Below are 19,115 nucleotides of genomic sequence, written 5' to 3'. Positions count from 1 at the left end.
ACTCCTCTGCGGTGGCTTCCTGACCTCCTTGACTCTCGATCAGGATGCGCCCGACTGCAACCGGCCGAACGGGCTGATCCGCAAGGCGGCAGCGGACGGCCACCGCGCTGCGACGCGGTGGCCGTCCTCCGGTGGCTCGCGACGACGCCACGACGCCCGGCTCGGTGCGTCAGTGCCCGAACAGGTCAGTGCCCGAACAGGTGGATGTGGCGGCGGGGCCGGGCAGAGGTCGTCGTGGCCTCGGGGGCCGTGGTCGCCTCGGGGACCTTGGTCGCTTCGGGGGCCGTGGTCGGCTCCGGAACCGTTGCCGTGGTGGAGCCGGGCGCGGTGTCCCCGGGGGACCCTGCCGTCGCCGTCCCCGGCTCGCTCGTCCTCGGCTGGGCCGGCGGAGCGGCCGGCTGGGCGACGGGCGGGGCAGCCGGTGGGGCCACCGGTCGGCCGACCGTGGCCGCCGTTCCGTTCGGGGTGGTGGGGACCGCGTCACCGGTCCGGACATGGCGGCCGACGCGGCCCGCCTCGCGCAGCCTCAGTCGGCGGCGCCTGGCCAGCATCCCGCCCGTCCCCGTCATGGCCAGACCGAGGCAGAAGATCAGCGCCAGGGCGAGACCGGAAAGGAAGATCTCCAGGCTGTTCATGGTGGCGATGGTGTGGCCGAGGACCGTCACGTGGTGGACCGGCCCGCCGGACAGGTTGTCCGCGATCACGAGGCCGGTGAACGCCGCGGTCGCAGCGATCAGCAACAGGCCGAGCAGCAGCATGCGAGGGCTCCTTCCTCGTCGTGGTCCCCTCGCGTCTGACCCGGCCAGGCCGACGCAAACGCCCATGACGAAGTGAGCCCCCGAAATCCGACGCACGGTTCAGTGCGGGCGCAGGGCTCCCCAACCGCCCGCCGGGGTGAACCGGTCGTGCATGCGCTCCCTGAAGCTCTTCTCCGCCGGCGGGAAGTGGTCCTCCGGCGGCCGGACGCCGGGCGGCGGCTGCGGCGTGGAGCGGCCCCGCCGCCTGAGCTCCCGGGCCCGCGCGCCGAGCTCGTCGAGCTCCGACTGCGCGACCGTGGCCCGGACGGTCGGGAACACGCGCGCCTCCTCCCATGACATGTGACCGGTCAGATGCTCGTTCAGCACCGCGAACTCGCGGGTGAACGCCGGGTCGTCGGCCTTGACCACCCCGAGCACGTGCAGCGCCGCCTCGGCCCGCGCGTGGTCGTCGTGGGCCACCTGGGACATCGCCCCGTCCGCGCCCTCGGGGAGCCGCGCCATGAGCGGGTAGAGCAGCTCGTCCTCGATCACGCCGTGCCGCACGATCACGGGCGTGGCCCGGTCCATCTGCGCCTTGCGGTCCGGGTCCCCGATGGGGGTCCCGAGCACGGCCCCGAAGATCAGGCGGATCTTCTCGTGCTCCGCCTCGAGCTGGTCCAGCAGGTCCCCGCTGTCGACATGGCCACCCCGCCAGCCGATCGAGCCGGACCAGTCCAATCGGTAATGCGTGTCAGTCATGGGATCCGCCCTCGTTCCTCGGCCCCGACGCCGTCGCGCGACACCCCGGCCACGACGGTCTTCCGGCGCGCGTCTGCCTTCCAGCCTCCGCCTTTCCGGTCCCGCCCGCACGCGAAGGGCCTGGCCGGGAGCGGAACGCGCCCGAATGCCACGGGCCTCGGGGTCCAGGCAACGGCCTCCGGCCGGGAATCGAGACCCGGGGCGGGTGCCGATGCACCCCGACGTGACAGGGCGGCAGGACTGGGGCGGGCGGCCTCGGCCGCGCCCTGGGGCCGTGGCACCCAGGAGGCGGGAGACGGCGGGGCACCTCTCCCACGGCCTCCGGCTGGGAGGCGGGCCCCGGGGCAGGAACGGTGCGCCCCCACGCCAGAGGGCAGCTGCCGGACCGGAACGGGTGGTCCGGACCGCGCCCGGAGACGATTCCCGCCGCATGGGGCCACCGGGCAGGGCGGTCCTACCGCCGGGCCTCGCCCACTCAGCTGCGGATCTCCACCACCCGAGCCCAGGGCGGCGGCAGGGCGGGCTCGTAGTCGGTGTCCTCGTTGTAGCCGCTGCGGGGGAAGAGGCCGATCACGGTGCGGCAGGGCGGCCGACGGCTCGGCCACGGGGTCTGGCCGTCGGTGAGGGCCACGACGACGTCCGGGGCGGGCTGGGCACGCAGGGCGCGTGCGAAGCCCTCCCGCAGGTCCGTGCCTCCGCCACCGACGAGGGGGATCCCCTCGGACCGGCACAGCTGCTGAGCCGTGTGGGCCGCCGCGTCGCAGGGCACGGCGGTGACCAGGTCCCTGCGGCCACCCACGGCTCGGCAGATCGCCGCGACCTCGCGCACCGCCGCGCCGAGCTCGACGTCGCTGACGGAGCCCGAGGTGTCGATCACGACGCATACGCGCGGCGGCATCCGGCGCAGGCCCGGCAGGACGACCCCGGGCAGGCTCGCCGCGCGGCGGGCGGGGCGGGCGTAACTGTAGTCGTCGCCCGCTCCCCCGCCGACGGCCGCCGCCCGCAGCGCCGCGCCGAGCAACTCGCGCCAGGGCTGCGGCGGTTGGAACGCCTCCTCGGCCCAACGCCGCCATCCGCGCGGGACGCGGCCGGGCCTGGCCGCGATGCCCTGGGCGACCCGGAAGCGCACGGCGTCGCGCTCCTGCTCGCTCAGTCCGTGCGCCCCGCCCGGGCCGAGGTCCCAGGAACGGTCGAGCCCGTCGGCGCCGCTGCCGCAGTCGAGCCACGCGAGGTCGCGCGGGAAGGAGCCGAGCCGGAGGTGGGCCAGGTAGGACTCCATCAACCAGCCTTCGGGGAGCTGTGCCATCCGGGGCACGACGGCGCCCTCGGGGCGGACCAGGCCGTCGCCGAAGGCGTCGTCGTTGATCTCGAAGTCTCCGGCGATGTTCATCCGCAGGCGCTCGGCCGGACTGGTCAGTCCGTGGGCGCAGGCGTAGCGGTCGCTGCGGCCGTGGTGGTCGCGCAGCAGGTGGGACACCTCGTGCACCCAGACGGCGGCGAGCTCCACCTCCGGCGTGCGGTCCACGAAGGCGGGCGACGCGTAGCAGCGCCAGTACCGGTCGACCGCCATGGTGGGCGTGCCGCGCGACTCCACCAACTGGAGGGCGAACAGCGCCGTGGCGAGATAGGGCCGGGCCCGCGCCGCGTGCAGACGCGCGGCGTACAGCTTGTCCAGGTCCAGGGCCGGGGCCGTGCGGGTCGCACCGCTCATCGGGCCGCCCCCGCTCCCGAGGCCGCGCCGGGCTTCGCGAGCGCGGCGGCCGCGGCGCGATCGGCACGCCGGGAGAGCGAGACGGCCCCGGCGAGCGCGTCGATGACGGGTGGCACGCTCCAACCCTCCCGCCGCAGCGAGGCGAGCGTGGTCGCGGGGACCACGACCAGGTCCGGCGCGCCGGTCTCCACGGCCCGGACCAGGAGCCGCCAGGCCGCGTCCCAACGGGCCGGCTCGGGACGGCTGCGGACCGCCGCGACCACGGCGTCCAGCACGGCCTGACGCAGGTCGCCGCGCTCGGGCAGCACGGCCGCCTCCGGGTCGGCGAGCAGCGTCTCGGCGTCTGGGAGGTCCATCCGGTCCATGCTGGAGAGCAACTCCAGCCCGGGGCCGTCGCCGACCGTGCCCCGGACCAGCTGCGAGAGCACATCCCTGGACGAGCCGGCCGCGGTGGCGAAGGCGATCAGACGCAGCGTCATCTCCCAACTGCGCGGCGAGGGCCAGGCGCCGCCCCGGCGGGTCTCGTTCTCGGGGAGCCGGTGCACCAGCCCGGGCCGGACGGCGAGCAGCCCGCAGACCGCGCGCCGCGCCAGGGCCACCGCTTCGGGCAACCGCTCCGGGGCGAGACGCGGAAGATCGGCCCGTGGCCAGGTGCCGCCGAGGCCGCGGACCACGACGTCGTGGTCGTGCGTCCACTGGAGGTGGACGAAGCGGTTGGCCAGGGGTGGGCTGAGCTCCCAGCCGTCGGCAGCCGAGGCACGCGGGTTGGCGGCGGCCACGATGCGGACACCGGCCGGAAGTTGCAGCGAGCCGACGCGCCGTTCCAGCACCAGGCGCAGCAGCGCCGCCTGGACCGCCGGGGGCGCGGTGGAGAGCTCATCGAGGAAGAGCAGGCCCTTTCCCGCTCGGACCAGGCGGACCGCCCAGTCGGGCGGGGCCAGCGGGACGCCCTGCCGGGCGGGGTCGTCCCCGACGACCGGCAGCCCGGAGAAGTCGGAGGGCTCGTGGACGCTGGCGATGACCGTGGTCAGCGGCAGGTCGAGCGCCGCGGCGAGCTGGGTGAGGGCGGCGGTCTTGCCGATTCCGGGCTCGCCCCAGAGCAGCACGGGCAGGTCCGCCGCCACGGCCAGGGTGAGCGCTTCGAGTTGCCGGTCGTCTCGGGGTTCCGTGGTGCTGTCGGTCAGCAGGGCCAGCAGTTCGTCTGCGACGTCGAGTTGGGAGACGGGAGCGGAGGAGGGCATGAGATCACCTTTGTTCGGTCGAAGCGTGGGAGCGCCCGGGGCGCGGGGGCGGTACCGGTCGGTCAGCGGCGGAGGCCGTCGCGCGGGCGGGTGCGCAGCGCGCGGCGAAGCGGGTCGTCCCGGCGGGCCGGGCGAGGCAGCGGTCTGGCCTGCGAGGGGGCGAGGCCCGCGCGGTAGAGGCCGTGATCGACCCGTCGCAGCGCGGCCGCGGCCAACTCGTCCCTGAGCGCGCCGTCGCGGAGCACGGCGTCGGGGCCGAGCAGGGACGTGACGAGGGCGATCGCACCGTCGACGTCGCCGTGGTCGAGTCGGCCCCGGACGTCGTCCAGTGACGCCGGGTCGCGGTGCGCCTGGTCGATGGCCCGCAGGCAGGGAAGCGGTGTGCCGGACAGGGCGGCCAGCAACTCCTCCCGACGAAGCTCGTCAGCGTCGTGGTCCAACGGCGCCAGCACGCCGTCGACGACGGCGATCCGGTGCCGAGCTCCCCCGCACTCGACGGTGTGCGGGCGCGCCTGCTCCCTCTCGCCCGCGGCGGCGGCTGTTTCAGGCGCGGCTGCGGGACGTCCCGGCGCCAAAGCGGCGGCCACGAGCGGGTGCAGCGCCTCCGGCTCGATCAAACCCGCGCGGAGCAGCTCCACGTCGGGCGTCGCCCAGGTCGCCGCGTCGGGGAGCAGTGGCAGCGCGTGATCGCCCGCCTCCGCGGAGGCCGAGACGACGGGTGATGCGGCGGCGGTCCGCCCGAGGACGAGCAGCGTTCGGGAGCCGAGCCGCACCCCGAGGCGTCCGCTTCCGCGACCGTCGGCGCGGAGCAGCAGCTCCGCCTCCGACGCCCACCGGTCCAGGGCGGGTCGGTCAGGACGGTCGATTCCGGAGCGGGCCCGCAACGCGTGGCTCGCGCCCGCATCCCACAGGTGCCGGTGCAGGTCGAGGCGGAACCGACGGCTCGGATGCGGGTGCGGGTGCAGGCCCGCGTCCACGTGCGGGCGGGCCGGGTCCCACAGCGCGAGGCTGAACCACTGCCCGGCGTCGGCCCACCCGGGCGGGGTCCGGGCCACGAGATGCAGCGGCAGCGGCGCGGCCACGTCGGTCGGCGCGTAGCGTGCAAGGCTGACGGTCAGTCCGGGCCGCAGCAAGCCGTGCGGGGCGCTCCGCGGCAGGTGCCAGCGCAGCAGGTCGGGGGCGAGCGACCGCAGGTCGGCGCGGATCCGGGAGGCGAGCTCGCGACCGTGTCGGCGGGCGACGTCCCGGAGGTCGAGGTCGACGTGCACGCGGGCGGCCGCGCACGCGCCCGCCCAGTCGCCGACGGAACGGCGTGCGCTCGCGCTCGCGATCATGGGCGGCGGCACGGCGAACTCGCGTACGCGCCTCCACAGGTGGAGCCGCCAGGAGGGGGTTCGAACGTCCCCGTTCGCGGGTGGAGTGGCCATCAGCACTCACCTTGCGCGGACGGGACCCCCATTCTGTGGTGGGAAGGAGTCATCATCGCGGGGCAGCGTAGCGGCGCACCGCCCGGCGCCTCCACCGGTTTTCGCCGCCTCGGGCGGCCACGGCGACAGCGGAACCTTCACGGCCTGGGCGCGGCGCCCGGCGCGGCTCGCCCCCTACGGGCTCACGTCGTCGGCCGTGCCGGGACGACGGTCCGGAGCGGCGTCTCGACGCGGCCCGGTCGACGGACGCCGCCCGGGGCGTTCGGGTCTGCCGGGCGACCGGGCCACGCCCGCGTGCCGTCCTCGCCCGGCCGAGTCACCCAGCTCCCGGCGTCCGCCGGCCGTGGTCGGCGGCTGACGTGTCAGCGTCACCGCACGCGAGGGTCAGGGGCCCTGGTTCCGCTCGGCCGTCATCGGGGCGGGCTCCTCGACCGGCCTGTCGGCCTGGAGGCCCGGCCGCAGGCCGACGATCGCGGCGAGGGCGGCCACCGCCATGATGGCGGCCATCCAGTACAGGACGGTCTGCGTGGCGTGGGCGAAGTCGACACGGAAGAAGTGCGGGATCGCGGCGGTGCTCGAACTGCCACTGGCCTGGAGCTGCGACAGGTGCGCGGCCTGCGAGGCCGCCTGTGCGGGCGGCACGCCCTGCCCGACCAGCGAGTCGGTGACCTGGGAGCGCAGGTCGGTGACGAGCACGGTCCCGAGGATCGCCAGCCCGAGACTCGCGGCGTAGTTGCGGACCGTCTGGGTGATGCCGGTCGCCTCGCCGTAGGACAGCCGGGACGCCCGGTTGACCGCGTCCGTGCTCGCGGGGCTGAGCATGAAGCCCATCCCGGCCCCGGCCAGGATGACGTCCCACTGCTGCGAGCTGAAGCTGAGCGTGGTCGCGTTGCGCGCCCACAGGTAGAACCCGACGGCGGCCAGCACGCAGCCGAGGACCACCGGTCGCTTCGCGCCGATCCGGTCGAGCATGCGACCACCGAGCTGGGACGCGATCACGAAGCCGATGAAGAAGTAGAGCAGGAAGATGCCGGCCTCCGAGGAGGAGTCGCCGAGGGCGATCTGGGCGTACTCGCTGGAGAAGAAGAAGACCGGGACGAAGACGAGCATGGAGATGCCGAGCACGAGGTTCTGCGCGGCGAAGGCCCGGATCCGGAAGATGTCCACCTGGATGAGCGGCGACTCGGTGCGCTTCTCGACCAGCACGAAGGCGACCAGCAGCAGTACGCCCAGGGCGATGCACAGTCCGATGGCCGGGTTCGACCAGCCCCACGTCTGCGACTGCTGGAAGCCGAACACGCTCAGCCCGACCCCGCCCGCGATCAGCGCCAGGCCGCGGTAGTCCATCCGGGCCGGCCGGCTCTCGGTCTCCGGTTTGGAGACGGCGATCAGGATCAGCGCGATCGCCGCCACCGGCAGGTTGACCCAGAAGATGGCACGCCAGGTCCACTGGGTCAGGTAGCCGCCCAGGACCGGCCCGATGGCCGTCAGTCCGCCCGCGATGCCGAAGAACAGGGCCAGGGCCCGGCCCCGTTCCCGCAGGGCGAAGCTCTGGACCACGATCGCCAGCGCCGCGGGGAACATGATCGCGCCGCCGACGCCCTGGACGGCGCGGAAGGTGATCAGCCAGCCCTCCGCCAACCCGCCCTTGGGAGTGAACCCGCAGCAGGCCGAGGCCCCGGCGAAGACCACCACGCCGAGCACGACCATCCTGCGGTGACCCACCGTGTCGGCCAGGCGTCCGCCGAAGGCGAAGAAGGCGGCCAAGGTCAGCAGGTACGCGTTGACCGCCCACTGCACGCCGGTGGCGGACAGGCCCAGTTCGCGCTGGATCTCGGGCACCGCGATCGACACGATGGTCTGATCGATGAACGTCATCGCGACGGCGAAGATCATCGCCGCGAGGACCAGATATCGGGATGATGTGCCGCCGGCTGTGCTGCTCAAGGCTGTACTCCTGCGAGTCGTCGCACACGTCTGACACGTCTGACACGTCTGGCCTCTGGCTTCCCCCACCGTCTTCGGATGCCTTTCACGGTAGGCGAGCATCGCGTGCGCCGCCGCTCGGACCTGCGCGGCGGCGCAGGTGGGGAGACCATCGAGGCAGGGCCCGCCCGCACGGACCGCCCGCGCACGGACAGGGAGACGCCATGTCCCAGGGGACCGGAAGCGACCACGGGCGGAGTCCGTCCGCCCCGGGCCCGGAGGAATGCCCTCCGGGCTCCCCTCTGCCCGCCCGCTGGCGCGCGGCCCTGGACCGGCACACGTCCCCCGTCCAGCGGTCGCTGCTGGCCACGTGGGTCTCGTTCGGCGCGACGTTCGGCACGGTCCGCCTGATCACGCACGGGATCCGCGGGGGCTGGCTGCCCTGGGGCGACATCTCAGCCGGGGGCCGCCACCTGCATCACTACAACATCGGCATCGCCACGCTCGCGGGCGTCGGGCTGGTCGCCGTCCGCGGCGACGCGAAGTTCACCGGCCATCCGGGGGTCGGCGCGGCCTACGGCGCGGGCGTCGCGCTGATCGCGGACGAGTTCGCGCTCCTGCTGGACCTCCAGGACGTCTACTGGGCCAAGGAGGGACGCGTCAGCGTGGACCTCTCGCTCGGCATCCTGTCCGGGCTCGGCGCCTACCTCACCGCCGTCCCCTTCTGGCACGAAATCGCCAAGGTCACCGCCCGCCACGCCCAGGAGCGGTTCTCCCCGCGGCCGGCTCGCTGAGCCCGCGCGGATGCATGAGGACGCCCATGGCAGCAGGCTGGGGGTATGAGCGAGCCACCGCCCGAGAGCAGCGGCCAAGCCGCGCACGTCGTCGTGCACCCCGTCACCGACGCGGACGAGCACCCGTTCCGGCGCGTGGACATCGTCACCGCCCACGTCGGTGTCGCGCACGGCCTGGAGGATGTCCTGTACCTCATGCGCCGCGCCGGGCTCCAGGACGAGGACCTCGACGATCCGCGCCTGGTGGAGTGGCACGGCGGCGGACCCGACGTGTGGCACTGATCCGGCGAACGGCACCGACCCGGGCGGGTGGCCGCCGGTCGAACGGTGGGAGGAGACGATGAGCGGCTACGAACTGCGCGCACAGCACCGGCCCGCCGATCCCCTCGAAGGGGGAGAGCACGTGCGCTGGCACGTCGTCCGCCAGGGCTCGGCCACCGCCTTGTGCGGCCGGTACTTCCCGCTGGTCGGCGACGTCAGACCGGTCACCGAGGTGCACGCGGTCACGCCGGCTTGCCGCTGCGGGGAGTGCTGGGACCGGCTGGCGGCGCTGGAGGAGGTCTGGGCCGAGGGCAGCCCGCGCGAACCCGACCCCTGAGCGGCCCCGCGCCGCTCCGGCCGGTGCGCCGGTCGTGCCGCTGGGCGCCGAGGCGTCCGGCGTACGGGATCATCGGGCCATGTCCTCCATCACCGGGCCGCTCAACGTCACCAGCACCTTCGTCACCTTCTTCGCGGTCGTGGGGCCGCCGAAGGTGATGCTGACGTTCGCTCATGTGGCGCGCGAGCGCACCGCGCAGGAGGCGCGGCGCGTGGCGTTGCTCGCCTCGGCGGCGTCGGCGCTGCTGGGCGCCCTGTGCGCGTGGACGGCGCCCTACGTGACGGACTTCTTCCATATCAGCGCCGAGTCACTGGAGTTGGCCGGCGGGATCATCTTCTTCCTCTACGCGGTGGGCCTGGTCCTCGGGATGCACCTGGGGGCGGACAGCCAGGAGGAGGCGGACGAGATGCACCCGCTGGTCTCCGGCTTCCGCGAGCTGCTCCTGCCCTACGTGGTCAGCCCCCTGGCCGTGACCGCCGTCCTGGTGGAGTCGCTCAGCAAGGAGGGCTGGGCCTGGCGCTCCACCGTCGTGGCGTCCTTCGTCGCCGTCGCTCTCATCGACGCCGTCTGCATGGTCGCCACGACCGGTCTGCTGCGCAAGGTGCACACGACCACGCTGGAGATGTGCTCCCGGCTGCTGGGCCTGCTCCTCGCGGCCGTCGGCGTGGAGCTCTTCCTCACCGGCCTGGACCGCGCGATCCGCGCCTGGGGGAACGTGCACTGAGCACCGGTGCTGAGCGCGTGCACTGATCGCGCGTCAGGGCGCGTCAGCATCCGGCGTGCATGTGCGCCGCCCAGATCCCCGGGGCGTCCGGCCACTCGTCGCGCACGAGGCGGGTGATCCCGTGCAGCGTCAGCGCGACCGCGGAGGGGTCGAACTCCGCGCCCAGCCTGGTGTAGAAGCTCTGCACCACGGCGAGCGAGGGAAAGTCCTCGACCTCCCAGAGCGTCCCGACGACCTGCGGGATGCCGGCGAGTTGGAGCGCCGAGACGAGCTGGATGGACTCGTCCAGCAGGTCCCGAGCCCGGTTGAGGGCGGTGCCGCAGGCCGACAGGAAGGCGAACTCGACCGACTCGAGATCCTCCGCGCCGAGGGCCGAGACGGTCAGCGGCCCGTCGAGCAGGAGCAGGCCGCTGCGCGAGGGGTCCGCGGTGTCGGCCTCGGCGTGGCAGGCGAAGTGCGCGATCCGACTGCGCCCGAGCTCGGCGAGTACGCGTTCGCTGGTCGGCGCCTCGGTGGTCGGCGCTGCGGTGCTCGGCGCTGCGGTGGTCGGCGCTGCGGTGCGCGTCCCGTCGGGCCGCGTTCCGCCGGCTCCCGTCCCGTGCGTGAGCAGGACGGCCCTAGGCAGGAGTCCGGCGACGAAGTCCGCCTCCGCCTCGGCGTTGGGCAGATCGCGCAGCCGACTGCCCGGCGTGCTGCCCATGGCCACGACGAGGTTCCCGCGGTCGGGGCGGGAGCGGGCCGCGGACCGGGCGGAGCGCTCGCGCAGGTACCGCAGGGTGCGCACGTTGGGGGCGTAGGACGACACCACCCGGTCGAGCACCGACTCCGGCGGCCGGTCCCCATCGCCGCCTGGGTTCGCGGCCGATCCGGCGGCGTAGCGCCCCGCCGCGTGCAGCGGCATGTTCGCCAGGACGCCGCTGGCCACCCACCAGACGCGGGGCCACAGCCCGTCCGGCCCCGGCGCGCGGTCGAGGCCGAGCTCGTCCAGGACCGGCCCGGCGACGGCGTCCCACAGCCAACCGAGTACGCGGAACATCTCGTCGGAGTCCGACGTCTCCTGTGCCCGGTGGAGACGTTCGGCGGCCTCGGTCGCCGCGTCGACGGTCAGGGCGGGCAGGCGCAGCGCCCGGATCCCGGCTGAGGTCACCAGGAAAGCGTCGCTGCGCAGTTCGGCGACGTTGACCACGGCGATCGGGCCGAGGGCCGCCTGTGCGGTCAGCTCCGCCGCGTCGGGGGCGCGCATGAAACCGGACTGACCGGGCAGTGCCCTGATCTGCTCGACGACCTCGGCGAACGCCAGAGCGGCCCGGCGTCGGTCACCGGCGGCCTCCTCCAAGGACAGCACCTGCGCGGCCGTGGCCACGCCCGCCGTGCCGGTGCCCGCCCGGCCGGCGTCTGCCGTGCCGACGACGGCCCCGGACGAGGGCGCCGCCGCTGCGTCGCCGAGCGTCTCCAGGTCCGACCGGTCCAACTGCTCGCGCAGCTCCAGGAAGCGGCGCGCCAGCCCGGGGGCGGCGCGCCGGACGCCGTCGAGGTCGCCACGGGTGTCGTAGGCCTGGTTCAGCAGCACGGTGCGGCCCGCTTCGAGCAGGCCGAGCGCCCGGGCGGCGCGCTGCCCGGGGCTCTCGCCGGGCCGCTCGTCCGCCAGGGCGAACGCGGCCGCGCGGGCGGCGAGTCCGGACGACTCGCCCAGCAGGCGCTGCCGGTCCGCACGGTGGAGTGTCCTGGCGGCCGTCAGCGGCAGCAGGTCCACCGCCGCCGCCAGCCGGTCCGCGGCCCGCGCGGTCCAGCCCGGCGCGCCGACCTTCTCCTCCAGCGCGGCCGCGGTGACGGCGGCCTCAAGCCGCAGGCCGACCGGGACCTGCGTCAGGTGCAGGCTCCGGGTGAGCAGCGCCAGGCCCTCGGCAGCGTCCTGCCGGGACCCCCGCTCGGCGAACCGCTCGGCGAGGGCGCCGGCGAGCTTGTGCTCGACGAGCGCGCGATGGTACGTCTCCGCGTCCCATTCGGCCCGCACCCGCCGTAGCAGTTCCACCGCCTCGTCCAGGTCGGCCTCGGTGCGGTCGGCGCGCTGACGCAGCGTCTGGGCCAGACCGATCGTGGCGCCGGAGCGGAACCGGGGAGGCGTTCCGGGTGACGTGGCGAGCCGCCGCAGGACCTGGAGCGCCTCCTGCGTCTCGGCCGCCTGGCCGGGGTGCTGGCAACGCAGCGCCAGGACCAGGCCCCAGTAGTAGGCGGAGGCGGCAGGCAGTTCCTCCACCGGAACGTGGGTGACGGCCTCCCGGCCCGCCGCGACCGCGGCGTCGGCGTCGCGCGGATCACCCGCCTCCTCGTACCGGGCCCCGAGCAACCAGCTCAGCCACGACAGCGCCTTGGCCCGGTTACGCGGGTCGGCGTTCTGCTCCACGGTCACCGCGAGCCGGGCGACGTCGACGGCGGCGTCCAGGTCGGCCGCGCTGCTCCCGACGATGTGGCGGTGCCGCAGCACCGCGCTGAGGGTCTGCAGCAGCTGCGGTTTGACCGGACTGGCGTCCGGAAGGTCGGACGCGGCGGTGCGCAGCAGCTCGACGGCGCGGTCGAGGTCCGGGGACGCGCTGTCCGCCAGTGCGCTCTGCCCCAGAGCGAGCGCCGCGGCGATGCGCCCGCCCGAGACCGAGGAGACGGAACCCGTGCCGACGGGTGTGTCGGCCCCGGCGCTGAAGGTGAGCGCCTCGGCGAGGTCGGCCGGATCTCCGCACAGGTGGTATCGCGCCAACAGGGCCGCGGTCATGCTCGCTTCGAGTGACGATCGCAGCGGGTGGCGCGGCCCGGCCAGCTCGACGGCCTGACGGGCCAGAGCGACGGCCTCGTCGACGTCGGCGGGATCCTGGGCCGACTCGGCCCGGCTCAGGTACACGGCGGCCAGCGACGACAGCAGCGGCGGTCTGTCGCGTCCTTCGCGGATCGCGAGCTCGGCGCGCATCAGTGCGATGGACTGGTCCAGATCGCCCACGAGGTCGAAGGAGCCGAACCGCTCGCAGCGCACCGCGATCGTGGTAGCCAGGATGACGCGCACCGGGCCGGGCGACGCTCCCGCCGGCAGATGCTCCAGCACGGGACGGCAGAAGGCGACGACGTCGTCGAGCTCGGCCCTCTCGCCGGTGTGGTCGAAGAGGTTGGCCAGGGCGACGCCGAGTCCTTCGGCGACGTCGACGGCCTCCGCCGCGTCGTAGGGCGTCACGGCGGCGATGCGTCGCCACTGCGCGGCGACCCCGTCGAGCTGGTCCGGATCGCCCGTGCCCAGCGCGGCGCGCAGCGCGCGTGCGGCGCGCTTCCGGGCCTCGGCGAGCACCACCGGAAGCAGGTCGGCGGGGACGGGTTCCGCGTCGGCGAAGAAGATCGGGGTCAGCAGTCCGACGGCGATCTCGCGCGCCGGCCGGCGCGGCCAGACTCCACGCGCCACGCTGTGGCGCAGGTAGTAGAGCCCGAGCGGGTAGGCCGCCGCCGGGCGCACGCCGCCGTGCTCCCGGTACTCACGCCGGAGGAACCGCCCGGCCGCGCGCGCGGTGGCCGGATCCGCGGCGCCCTCGCCCGAGGGGTCCTCGCCGATGCGCCGCAGCCGGGCGAGGAACTCCTCCTCCCCCGCCTCCGCCGCCGCTGACACGCGCGACCCGTTCACAGCGTGATGCGGAACGGGACGGGCGGCTGCGCCGGCACCGTGGAACTGCGGCCGACGAGGCCGAGCAGCCGCCGCGTCACCGTGGCTTCGGCGTCGAAGACACCGGTGATCTCGCGGGTGCCCGGGGCGAGTTCGAGGACCGCGATCGTCTGCCGCAGTCCGGGCGAGAGCGGAGCGCCGTTCTGCGCCTGGTACGTCCAGCCGAAGCCCTCGGCGTTGAGATCGAGCGCCGTGACCACCGGCCGCGTGTCGGTCAGGTTGACGCTCGTCGTGGAGTTGTACTTGAGGTTGAGCTGGATCAGCTTCAGCAGCGCCGGCTCGACGTCCTGGCTGAAGGACTGCGTCTGCTGCCTCTGGGCGTTCTCGTCGCGTGGTCGCAACTGCATCAGGGGGTGGGGCGGATCGAGGGTGATGCGGATCCGGACCGTCTCGTAGCTGCTGCCGCGCGGCAGTTCACGGACGGTGAAGTGGAACTTCAGCAGCTCCAGGCGTAGTTCGTCGGCGTTCTCGCGGCGGCGCGCCATCGGTTCGAGGTCCTCGATCGGCACCCGGTAGGGGACGGCCCGGTTGAACGCGACGCCGCCGGCGGCCACGAAGCGCGACCGGACGCCGCGCGCCTCAGGGTCGAAGTAGAAGGCGCGCTCGGCCAGCGGCGCGGCGTTTCCGTCGGCCTTGTCCGATCCGTCGGCCCGTTCGGCCCCGCCGACGGGGGACGGATCCGCTTCGACGAGGAAGGCGTGCAACCCGGCCGGTTCGCCTGGTCTCCGTGCTGCTGTGCTCATCGCGGCTCCGTAGGGTGTGGGGTGGCTGCGGGGGTGTCGCGCTGTCACCAGTCGCCGTAGTGGTCCACGTCGTCGAGGGCGCGGCTCAGCGGTGCGGGCTCGGCCGCGCGCGGTCGCGGCGCGCTGCCGGCACCGGGGTCGGCAGCAGCACCGGTGCCGACCCCGGCTCGGCGCTCGCCCAACTCCGGGACGAGCTCGGCGAGTCGGTCGACGAGCATGGGGACGGTGACGTCGAGACCGGCGCCGGGCGCGAGACGCCAGGCCTGGTGGTACACCAGGGGTCTGATGTCCTCGGGGAGGCTGTCGGCGGCCGGGACGCCCACCTCGTCGTGGTTGCCGATCAGCAGGGGCACGACGTGGTTCCCGGCCGCGAGCGAGATCGCGATCTCCCGCCGCACCCAGTCGTCCGGCGAGTCGAGGCTCCGTCCGCCGCCGGGTGGGCCCGCGCTGAGCCAACCCGGGCCGATGCAGGCCAGCATGACGGGGGAGGCGGCCGCCTGTCGGCGCAGGACCGGCGGAAACGCCTCGCCGACGCGGATCGCGTTGCCGGCCTTGAACACCGCGTCGACGCCGAACGCCTCCGTCATCCGGGCGTAGACCAGCTCGGTGGCCCAGTTCTGGTCGGATCCACGGTAGTTGATGAAGATCAGGTGCCTCCGGACGGCCATGGACGGCTGCTCCTCGGTTGTCTTCTCAGGGGCCTTCGGCGGCGGGTGCGGCGGCGCGCGTCCCGCCGGTGACGCGTGCGACGGACGTCAGGTCCGGCAGCAGGGCACGGACGGCGGACGAGCGGCGGTGCCGGTTCAGGACCCGGATCAGCAGCTTGAGATCACCGCGCAGGGACGCCGACCCCTGGCGGGACACCGTCGGCAGGGACTCCCGCACGACGTGGCAGGCCTGGTCGAGTTCACCGACGTGCGCACAGGCGATGGCCTGCCGGACGGCGAGCCGGGCGTATCCGGTGCGCGGCGCGCCGAGGCGGCTCATGCCCCGATCGAACAGCGACGCGGCGGTGCGGAAGTCGGCGAGGTCCACCAGGCAGGTCGCCTCAAAGAGACGGGAGCCCTCGAAGACCGGGTCCGGCGCAGGACCCCACGGCGTGGGCTCCGCGGACGACCCGCCGGACGCAGGCGCCGCCAGGAGCGTGTGGTAGCGGTCGAGGGCCTGGCGGAACCCGGTCTCGTCGCGTGCGAGTGCGCACGCCTGCGCCTCCCGCTGCGCGGCGAACTGCTCGATGCGCGGCGCGATCCCGGGGACGGATCCGGCCCGGCGGGCCAGTTCGACGGCCGTCCCCGCGTCCCCGCGCCGCCGGGCCCATTGGGAGTGCCGGATCAGGGCGTAGCCCAGCGCGTCGGCATCCCCGAGCGCGCGCGCCCAGTCGCCCACCGTATGCGTCCAACGCAGGGCTATCGCGTCGTGTCCGGTCTCCTGCGCCGTCCAGCCGAGCAGTTCGGCGTAACGGAGCATCACCGGCCAGGCAGGGTTGGCGGGAGAGGGCGGGCGGTGGCCGGCGCCGTCGACGAGGCGGTGGAGTTCGACGACGCCGTCGCCGAGCTCGCCCACGATGGAGTGCGGTCCGCTCCGGTGACTGCGGACCCGCAGCGCCTCCAGGCGTGCGGCGGCCGCAGCGGCGCGCTCGGCCGGGTCCGCGGCGGCCCCGGTGGCACGCTCGGGCTCGGACCGGGGCCCGCGGAAGAGGATGTCCGTGTCCGGGGCCACCGGACCGACCCGCGCGCACTCCTCCAGGAAGAGCCGGGTGAGGCGGCCCTGCGCGCCGAGAGCCGCGTCCAGGGAGAGCGCGAGCTGGTAGTTCCCGCGGGCGTCGCCCTGCTCGATCTTCCCCAAGTAGGGCCGGGACAGGAAGACTTCGCAACCGAGGACGTCGAGGGACTTGCCCGCCGCCATACGCAGCCGCCGCACCTCCGAACCGAACCAGGTGATGCCGAGCTCCGCGCCGTCCGCGGACAGCCGCGGGCGCGGCCCGGCCGCGGCGGGCCGACCGGGCGGCTCGGCCGGACGTCGGCGTCCGGTCTCCGCCAGGGGCAGCTCGGTGTAGACCCGGAGGACGGCGGGCGTCGGCGCCCGGCGTCCGGTCTCTACCCGGCTCAGGTACGACCTGCTGTAGCCGCTGCGCACGGCGAGGCCCTGGAGGCTCAGACCGGCGGCCTCACGTCGTGCGCGCAGGCCGCCACTTGGCGGCGCAGGGCATTCGCGATCCGATCGGTTCACGAAAATGAGCATACGTTCGGCTTTCGACGCTCGTGCCTCCTTCGCACGGCCCGGTCCCGCCGGCACGGCGAGTGGAGACGGGCAACGCTGTCCGGCTCCAACTCGGCTCCCTACGTTGGAGACACCGAGAACGAGCGAAGGGACACGCCGTGCAGCACGAGAACGCGCACGAGGACGCGGGCGACCCCGAAGCGGCGGAGGACCGGACACCCGGCCGCGCGCAGACCCCGGCGGCGTCCTGCGTGGACGCCGACATCGCCGCCATCCACGAACTACAGGGCCAGATCCGGTCGTTGTGGGCGAACCTGACGGCGCCGTCCCGTGAGGACCTGCGCGTGCGACTGGAACTGCTGTGGACCGCCGCCGACCGCCGCGACACCGATTCCAGGCCGGTCCGGGAGGCGCTGCAACAGGTGCTGCTCACCGTGGGGTTGGGCGCCCTGGCCACGCTGAGCGAGGAGACCCGGCAGCGCCTGAGCGACCTCACCGGCATCTCCCTTCCCGGCTGCTGAGCGCACGGGGCGTCCGACCATCTCCGGATCGCCCGGGACTGGTTTCAACTCCCGTGTCAGCAGCGGCTCATGAACATATTTGAAGGAACGGTGACGCGATCAACGCAAATCCCTCACATTTCCCCGATCGGGTCTCTACGCTGGCAACGACCGAGCCCTCCGGAGGGAGGCGGTGAGGATGGCACTTCAGGTTCCGGACAGCGGGACACTTGCACGAAGACTCGACGCGCTGGCGCGGGAGCCGCGCCTGGCGGCGGTGAGCCCCCTGCTGGGACGACTCGCCCGCGCGGTCGAGTCCGGAACGGGTCTGTCGCAGTGGTCGAGCGGCGGTCTCGCCGCGGCCCACGCGGGGCCGGAGGCGCTCGCACCAGGCAGCCGAAGATCCTCGGTGTGGGCCCGCAGGGCCGGGCTGGCCTCCTCGGTCCTGGTCTTCCTGCCGCTGCTGCTGACCTGGTCCGGCCTCGGCGCGGCGGTCCTCGCCTACCGGGCGGAGCAGCGCGACCGCTCCGCGCACCCGACCGGCACCTTCCTCGAACTGTGGCAGCAGGGCTTCGGCGGCCACCTGATCGCCTTCCTGCGCTTCGACTTCCTCGTGCTGTACACGGTGGTGCTGCTGGCCGCGCTGGTCGCGCTGACCCTGTGGCGGCAGGCCGTCGAGGAGCGCGACCAGGAGGACGACCGCAAGCTGCTGCGCGAACTGGCCGGCGCCCTCGCCGAGACCGAGGCCCGCGCCACCGCCGCCGCCCACACCGAACCGGTCACCTTCGTGCGGCAGTTGCAGGACTCGGCAGCCGAACTGCGGGAACTGCTCAAGCTCGCCGCGGTCGCGGACGCGCGGACGGCCGCCCTGCTGGACCGCACGGTGGAGGCCACCGAACAGATAGCCCTCGCGGGCACGGCGCTCCGGTCCGCCGCGACCTCGCTCGCCGACGACACCCGGCGGATCGCCGACAGCGCCGAACAGGCCACGACGGCGACCCGCGAACTGGAGCAGCAGACCACGCGGCTCGGCGACAGCGTGAGCGCCACCGCGTCGGCCCTGTCCCGGGCGGCGGATGAGGCGTCGACCGCGATGGGCCAGAGCCTCACCGACGCGGCGGGACGCGCGGCGGACCGCTTCGACGCCGTGATGGCGACGGCGTCGGAGCGCGGCACCCGCCAACTGGACCTCCTGGCGCAGCAGGCCCAGGAACGGGCCGAGCAGATGGACCGGCTCCTCGCCGAGCGGCTGACCGAGGCGGATCAGCGGGCGGAACGCCAGGCGGAACAGGCGAGCCTCCAACTCGCTTCGGCGCGAGCGGCGTTGGAGGGCTCCAGCACGGTTCTCGGCGACGCGGCGAGTTCGCTCGGCCGCGACGTCGCCGCCCTGCCCGACCGCCTCGCCGACGCGGCGGACTCCGGCGCCGAGCACATCGGCACCGTCTACGAGGCGGCGGTCACCGCGCTCGCCGCCTCCCTCTACGCGGAGGTGCAGCGCAGCAGCGGCGCTCTGGCCGACCGCATCGACACCCTCGACGGCCTCCTGGCACGCCAGGAGCGCGCCCGCGAGCGCGGCTTCGAACGCGAACTCGCCTCCGAGCAGCGCCTGCTGGCCTCCGCCGCGGAGTCCCGCACGGCGGTCGCAGCCCTCGTCGAGGCGCTGGAACGCCTCGCCGCCGTCCCGCTGGCGGCAACCGCCCCGGCGGTCGCGGAGCCCGGCGACCCCGACGCGAGACCCGCGCCCCCGGCCCCCGCCTCCCCCAACGGCACCCGCACCCCTACTCTCGCGGCCGGGTCCCTCCCCAAGCAGACCCGGCCGCCACGCCCCGCCCAGGACTCCGAGCCCCGCCCGGCCGATTCCCCTGCACCGCGCGCAGCGCAGGAGCCCGCGCAGGACCGGGTCCACGGCTCAGCCCAGGCGGCCTCGGGCCCACATTCCGGCGGGGCCTCGGAGCCAGGCCGGGCGCAGCCCCCCGCATCCCGCCCCGGACAGGACGCCGCACCACGCCCCACCCCGACCCCAACGACACCCGCCGCCCAA

The 19,115-nt window shown here is 74.5% G+C and carries 15 protein-coding genes and 1 pseudogene; 6 read left to right on the top strand and 10 right to left on the bottom strand.

Annotated features, from left to right (window positions below; genetic code table 11):
• Positions 1–185 precede the first annotated feature (185 nt).
• The 6 genes from TR50_RS50095 to TR50_RS17630 form a co-directional block, all read right to left on the bottom strand.
• The gene (locus TR50_RS50095) at positions 186–758 is read right to left on the bottom strand and encodes a hypothetical protein (RefSeq protein ID WP_369405749.1); all 573 of its coding nucleotides are present in this window, start codon (positions 756–758) and stop codon (positions 186–188) included.
• A 99-nt stretch (positions 759–857) separates the two neighbouring features.
• The gene (locus tag TR50_RS46740) at positions 858–1,496 is read right to left on the bottom strand and encodes a hemerythrin domain-containing protein (RefSeq protein ID WP_160311126.1); all 639 of its coding nucleotides are present in this window, start codon (positions 1,494–1,496) and stop codon (positions 858–860) included.
• Positions 1,497–1,971: 475 nt separating this feature from the next.
• Complete coding sequence (locus TR50_RS17645; protein WP_042421929.1) at positions 1,972–3,207, bottom strand: vWA domain-containing protein; 1,236 nt, start codon at positions 3,205–3,207, stop codon at positions 1,972–1,974.
• Entirely contained in the window at positions 3,204–4,448 is a 1,245-nt protein-coding gene (locus TR50_RS17640) for an AAA family ATPase (RefSeq protein WP_042421927.1), read from the bottom strand. Before TR50_RS17640 ends, TR50_RS17645 begins: the two co-directional genes overlap by 4 nt.
• A 62-nt stretch (positions 4,449–4,510) precedes the next feature.
• Positions 4,511–5,875, bottom strand: coding sequence for a hypothetical protein (locus TR50_RS17635; protein WP_042421924.1), 1,365 nt, complete (start codon positions 5,873–5,875; stop codon positions 4,511–4,513).
• A gap of 384 nt (positions 5,876–6,259) precedes the next feature.
• Complete coding sequence (locus tag TR50_RS17630) at positions 6,260–7,822, bottom strand: MFS transporter (RefSeq protein WP_042421921.1); 1,563 nt, start codon at positions 7,820–7,822, stop codon at positions 6,260–6,262.
• A gap of 203 nt (positions 7,823–8,025) precedes the next feature.
• Between TR50_RS17630 and TR50_RS17625 the strand changes: the two genes are divergently transcribed.
• The 4 genes from TR50_RS17625 (at position 8,026) to TR50_RS17610 (ending at position 9,917) form a co-directional block, all read left to right on the top strand.
• On the top strand, positions 8,026–8,595 hold the full coding sequence (locus TR50_RS17625; protein ID WP_236654459.1) for a hypothetical protein: 570 nt from the start codon (positions 8,026–8,028) through the stop codon (positions 8,593–8,595).
• A 45-nt stretch (positions 8,596–8,640) separates the two neighbouring features.
• Positions 8,641–8,877: a hypothetical protein gene (locus TR50_RS17620; protein ID WP_042421919.1), complete on the top strand. Its 237-nt coding sequence runs from the start codon at positions 8,641–8,643 to the stop codon at positions 8,875–8,877.
• Between the two features lie 58 nt (positions 8,878–8,935).
• Positions 8,936–9,193: a hypothetical protein gene (locus TR50_RS17615; protein WP_042421917.1), complete on the top strand. Its 258-nt coding sequence runs from the start codon at positions 8,936–8,938 to the stop codon at positions 9,191–9,193.
• Between the two features lie 79 nt (positions 9,194–9,272).
• Positions 9,273–9,917 carry a MarC family protein gene (locus TR50_RS17610; RefSeq protein ID WP_042421914.1) on the top strand — a complete coding sequence of 215 codons (645 nt, stop codon included), beginning with the start codon at positions 9,273–9,275 and terminating at the stop codon, positions 9,915–9,917.
• 43 nt (positions 9,918–9,960) lie between these two features.
• On the opposite strand, the gene TR50_RS17605 is transcribed toward TR50_RS17610, so the two are convergent.
• Genes TR50_RS17605 through TR50_RS42615 form a run of 4 tightly spaced genes read right to left on the bottom strand, consistent with a single transcriptional unit; the run spans position 9,961 to position 16,583 of the window.
• A complete protein-coding gene (locus tag TR50_RS17605) occupies positions 9,961–13,557 on the bottom strand; it encodes a CHAT domain-containing protein (RefSeq protein ID WP_042421913.1) in 3,597 nt (1,198 codons plus the stop codon).
• Between the two features lie 11 nt (positions 13,558–13,568).
• A complete protein-coding gene (locus TR50_RS17600; RefSeq protein ID WP_152648454.1) occupies positions 13,569–14,354 on the bottom strand; it encodes a hypothetical protein in 786 nt (261 codons plus the stop codon).
• Positions 14,355–14,398: 44 nt separating this feature from the next.
• Positions 14,399–15,022 carry a toll/interleukin-1 receptor domain-containing protein gene (locus tag TR50_RS42620; protein WP_052441062.1) on the bottom strand — a complete coding sequence of 208 codons (624 nt, stop codon included), beginning with the start codon at positions 15,020–15,022 and terminating at the stop codon, positions 14,399–14,401.
• A gap of 25 nt (positions 15,023–15,047) precedes the next feature.
• Positions 15,048–16,583, bottom strand: coding sequence for a helix-turn-helix domain-containing protein (locus TR50_RS42615; RefSeq protein WP_201776837.1), 1,536 nt, complete (start codon positions 16,581–16,583; stop codon positions 15,048–15,050).
• Between the two features lie 149 nt (positions 16,584–16,732).
• Here TR50_RS42615 and TR50_RS17585 point away from each other — a divergent pair, with 149 nt between their 5' ends.
• Positions 16,733–17,095, top strand: a complete 363-nt coding sequence (locus tag TR50_RS17585; RefSeq protein ID WP_042421909.1) for a hypothetical protein — start codon at positions 16,733–16,735, stop codon at positions 17,093–17,095.
• A gap of 178 nt (positions 17,096–17,273) precedes the next feature.
• Positions 17,274–19,115, top strand: a pseudogene (locus tag TR50_RS17580) (hypothetical protein); the annotation flags it as partial.

The sequence above is a fragment of the Streptacidiphilus anmyonensis genome (genome assembly GCF_000787855.1).
GTDB classification, from domain to species: Bacteria; Actinomycetota; Actinomycetes; order Streptomycetales; family Streptomycetaceae; genus Streptacidiphilus; species Streptacidiphilus anmyonensis.
This window is presented reverse-complemented; position numbering and strand designations above follow the sequence as displayed.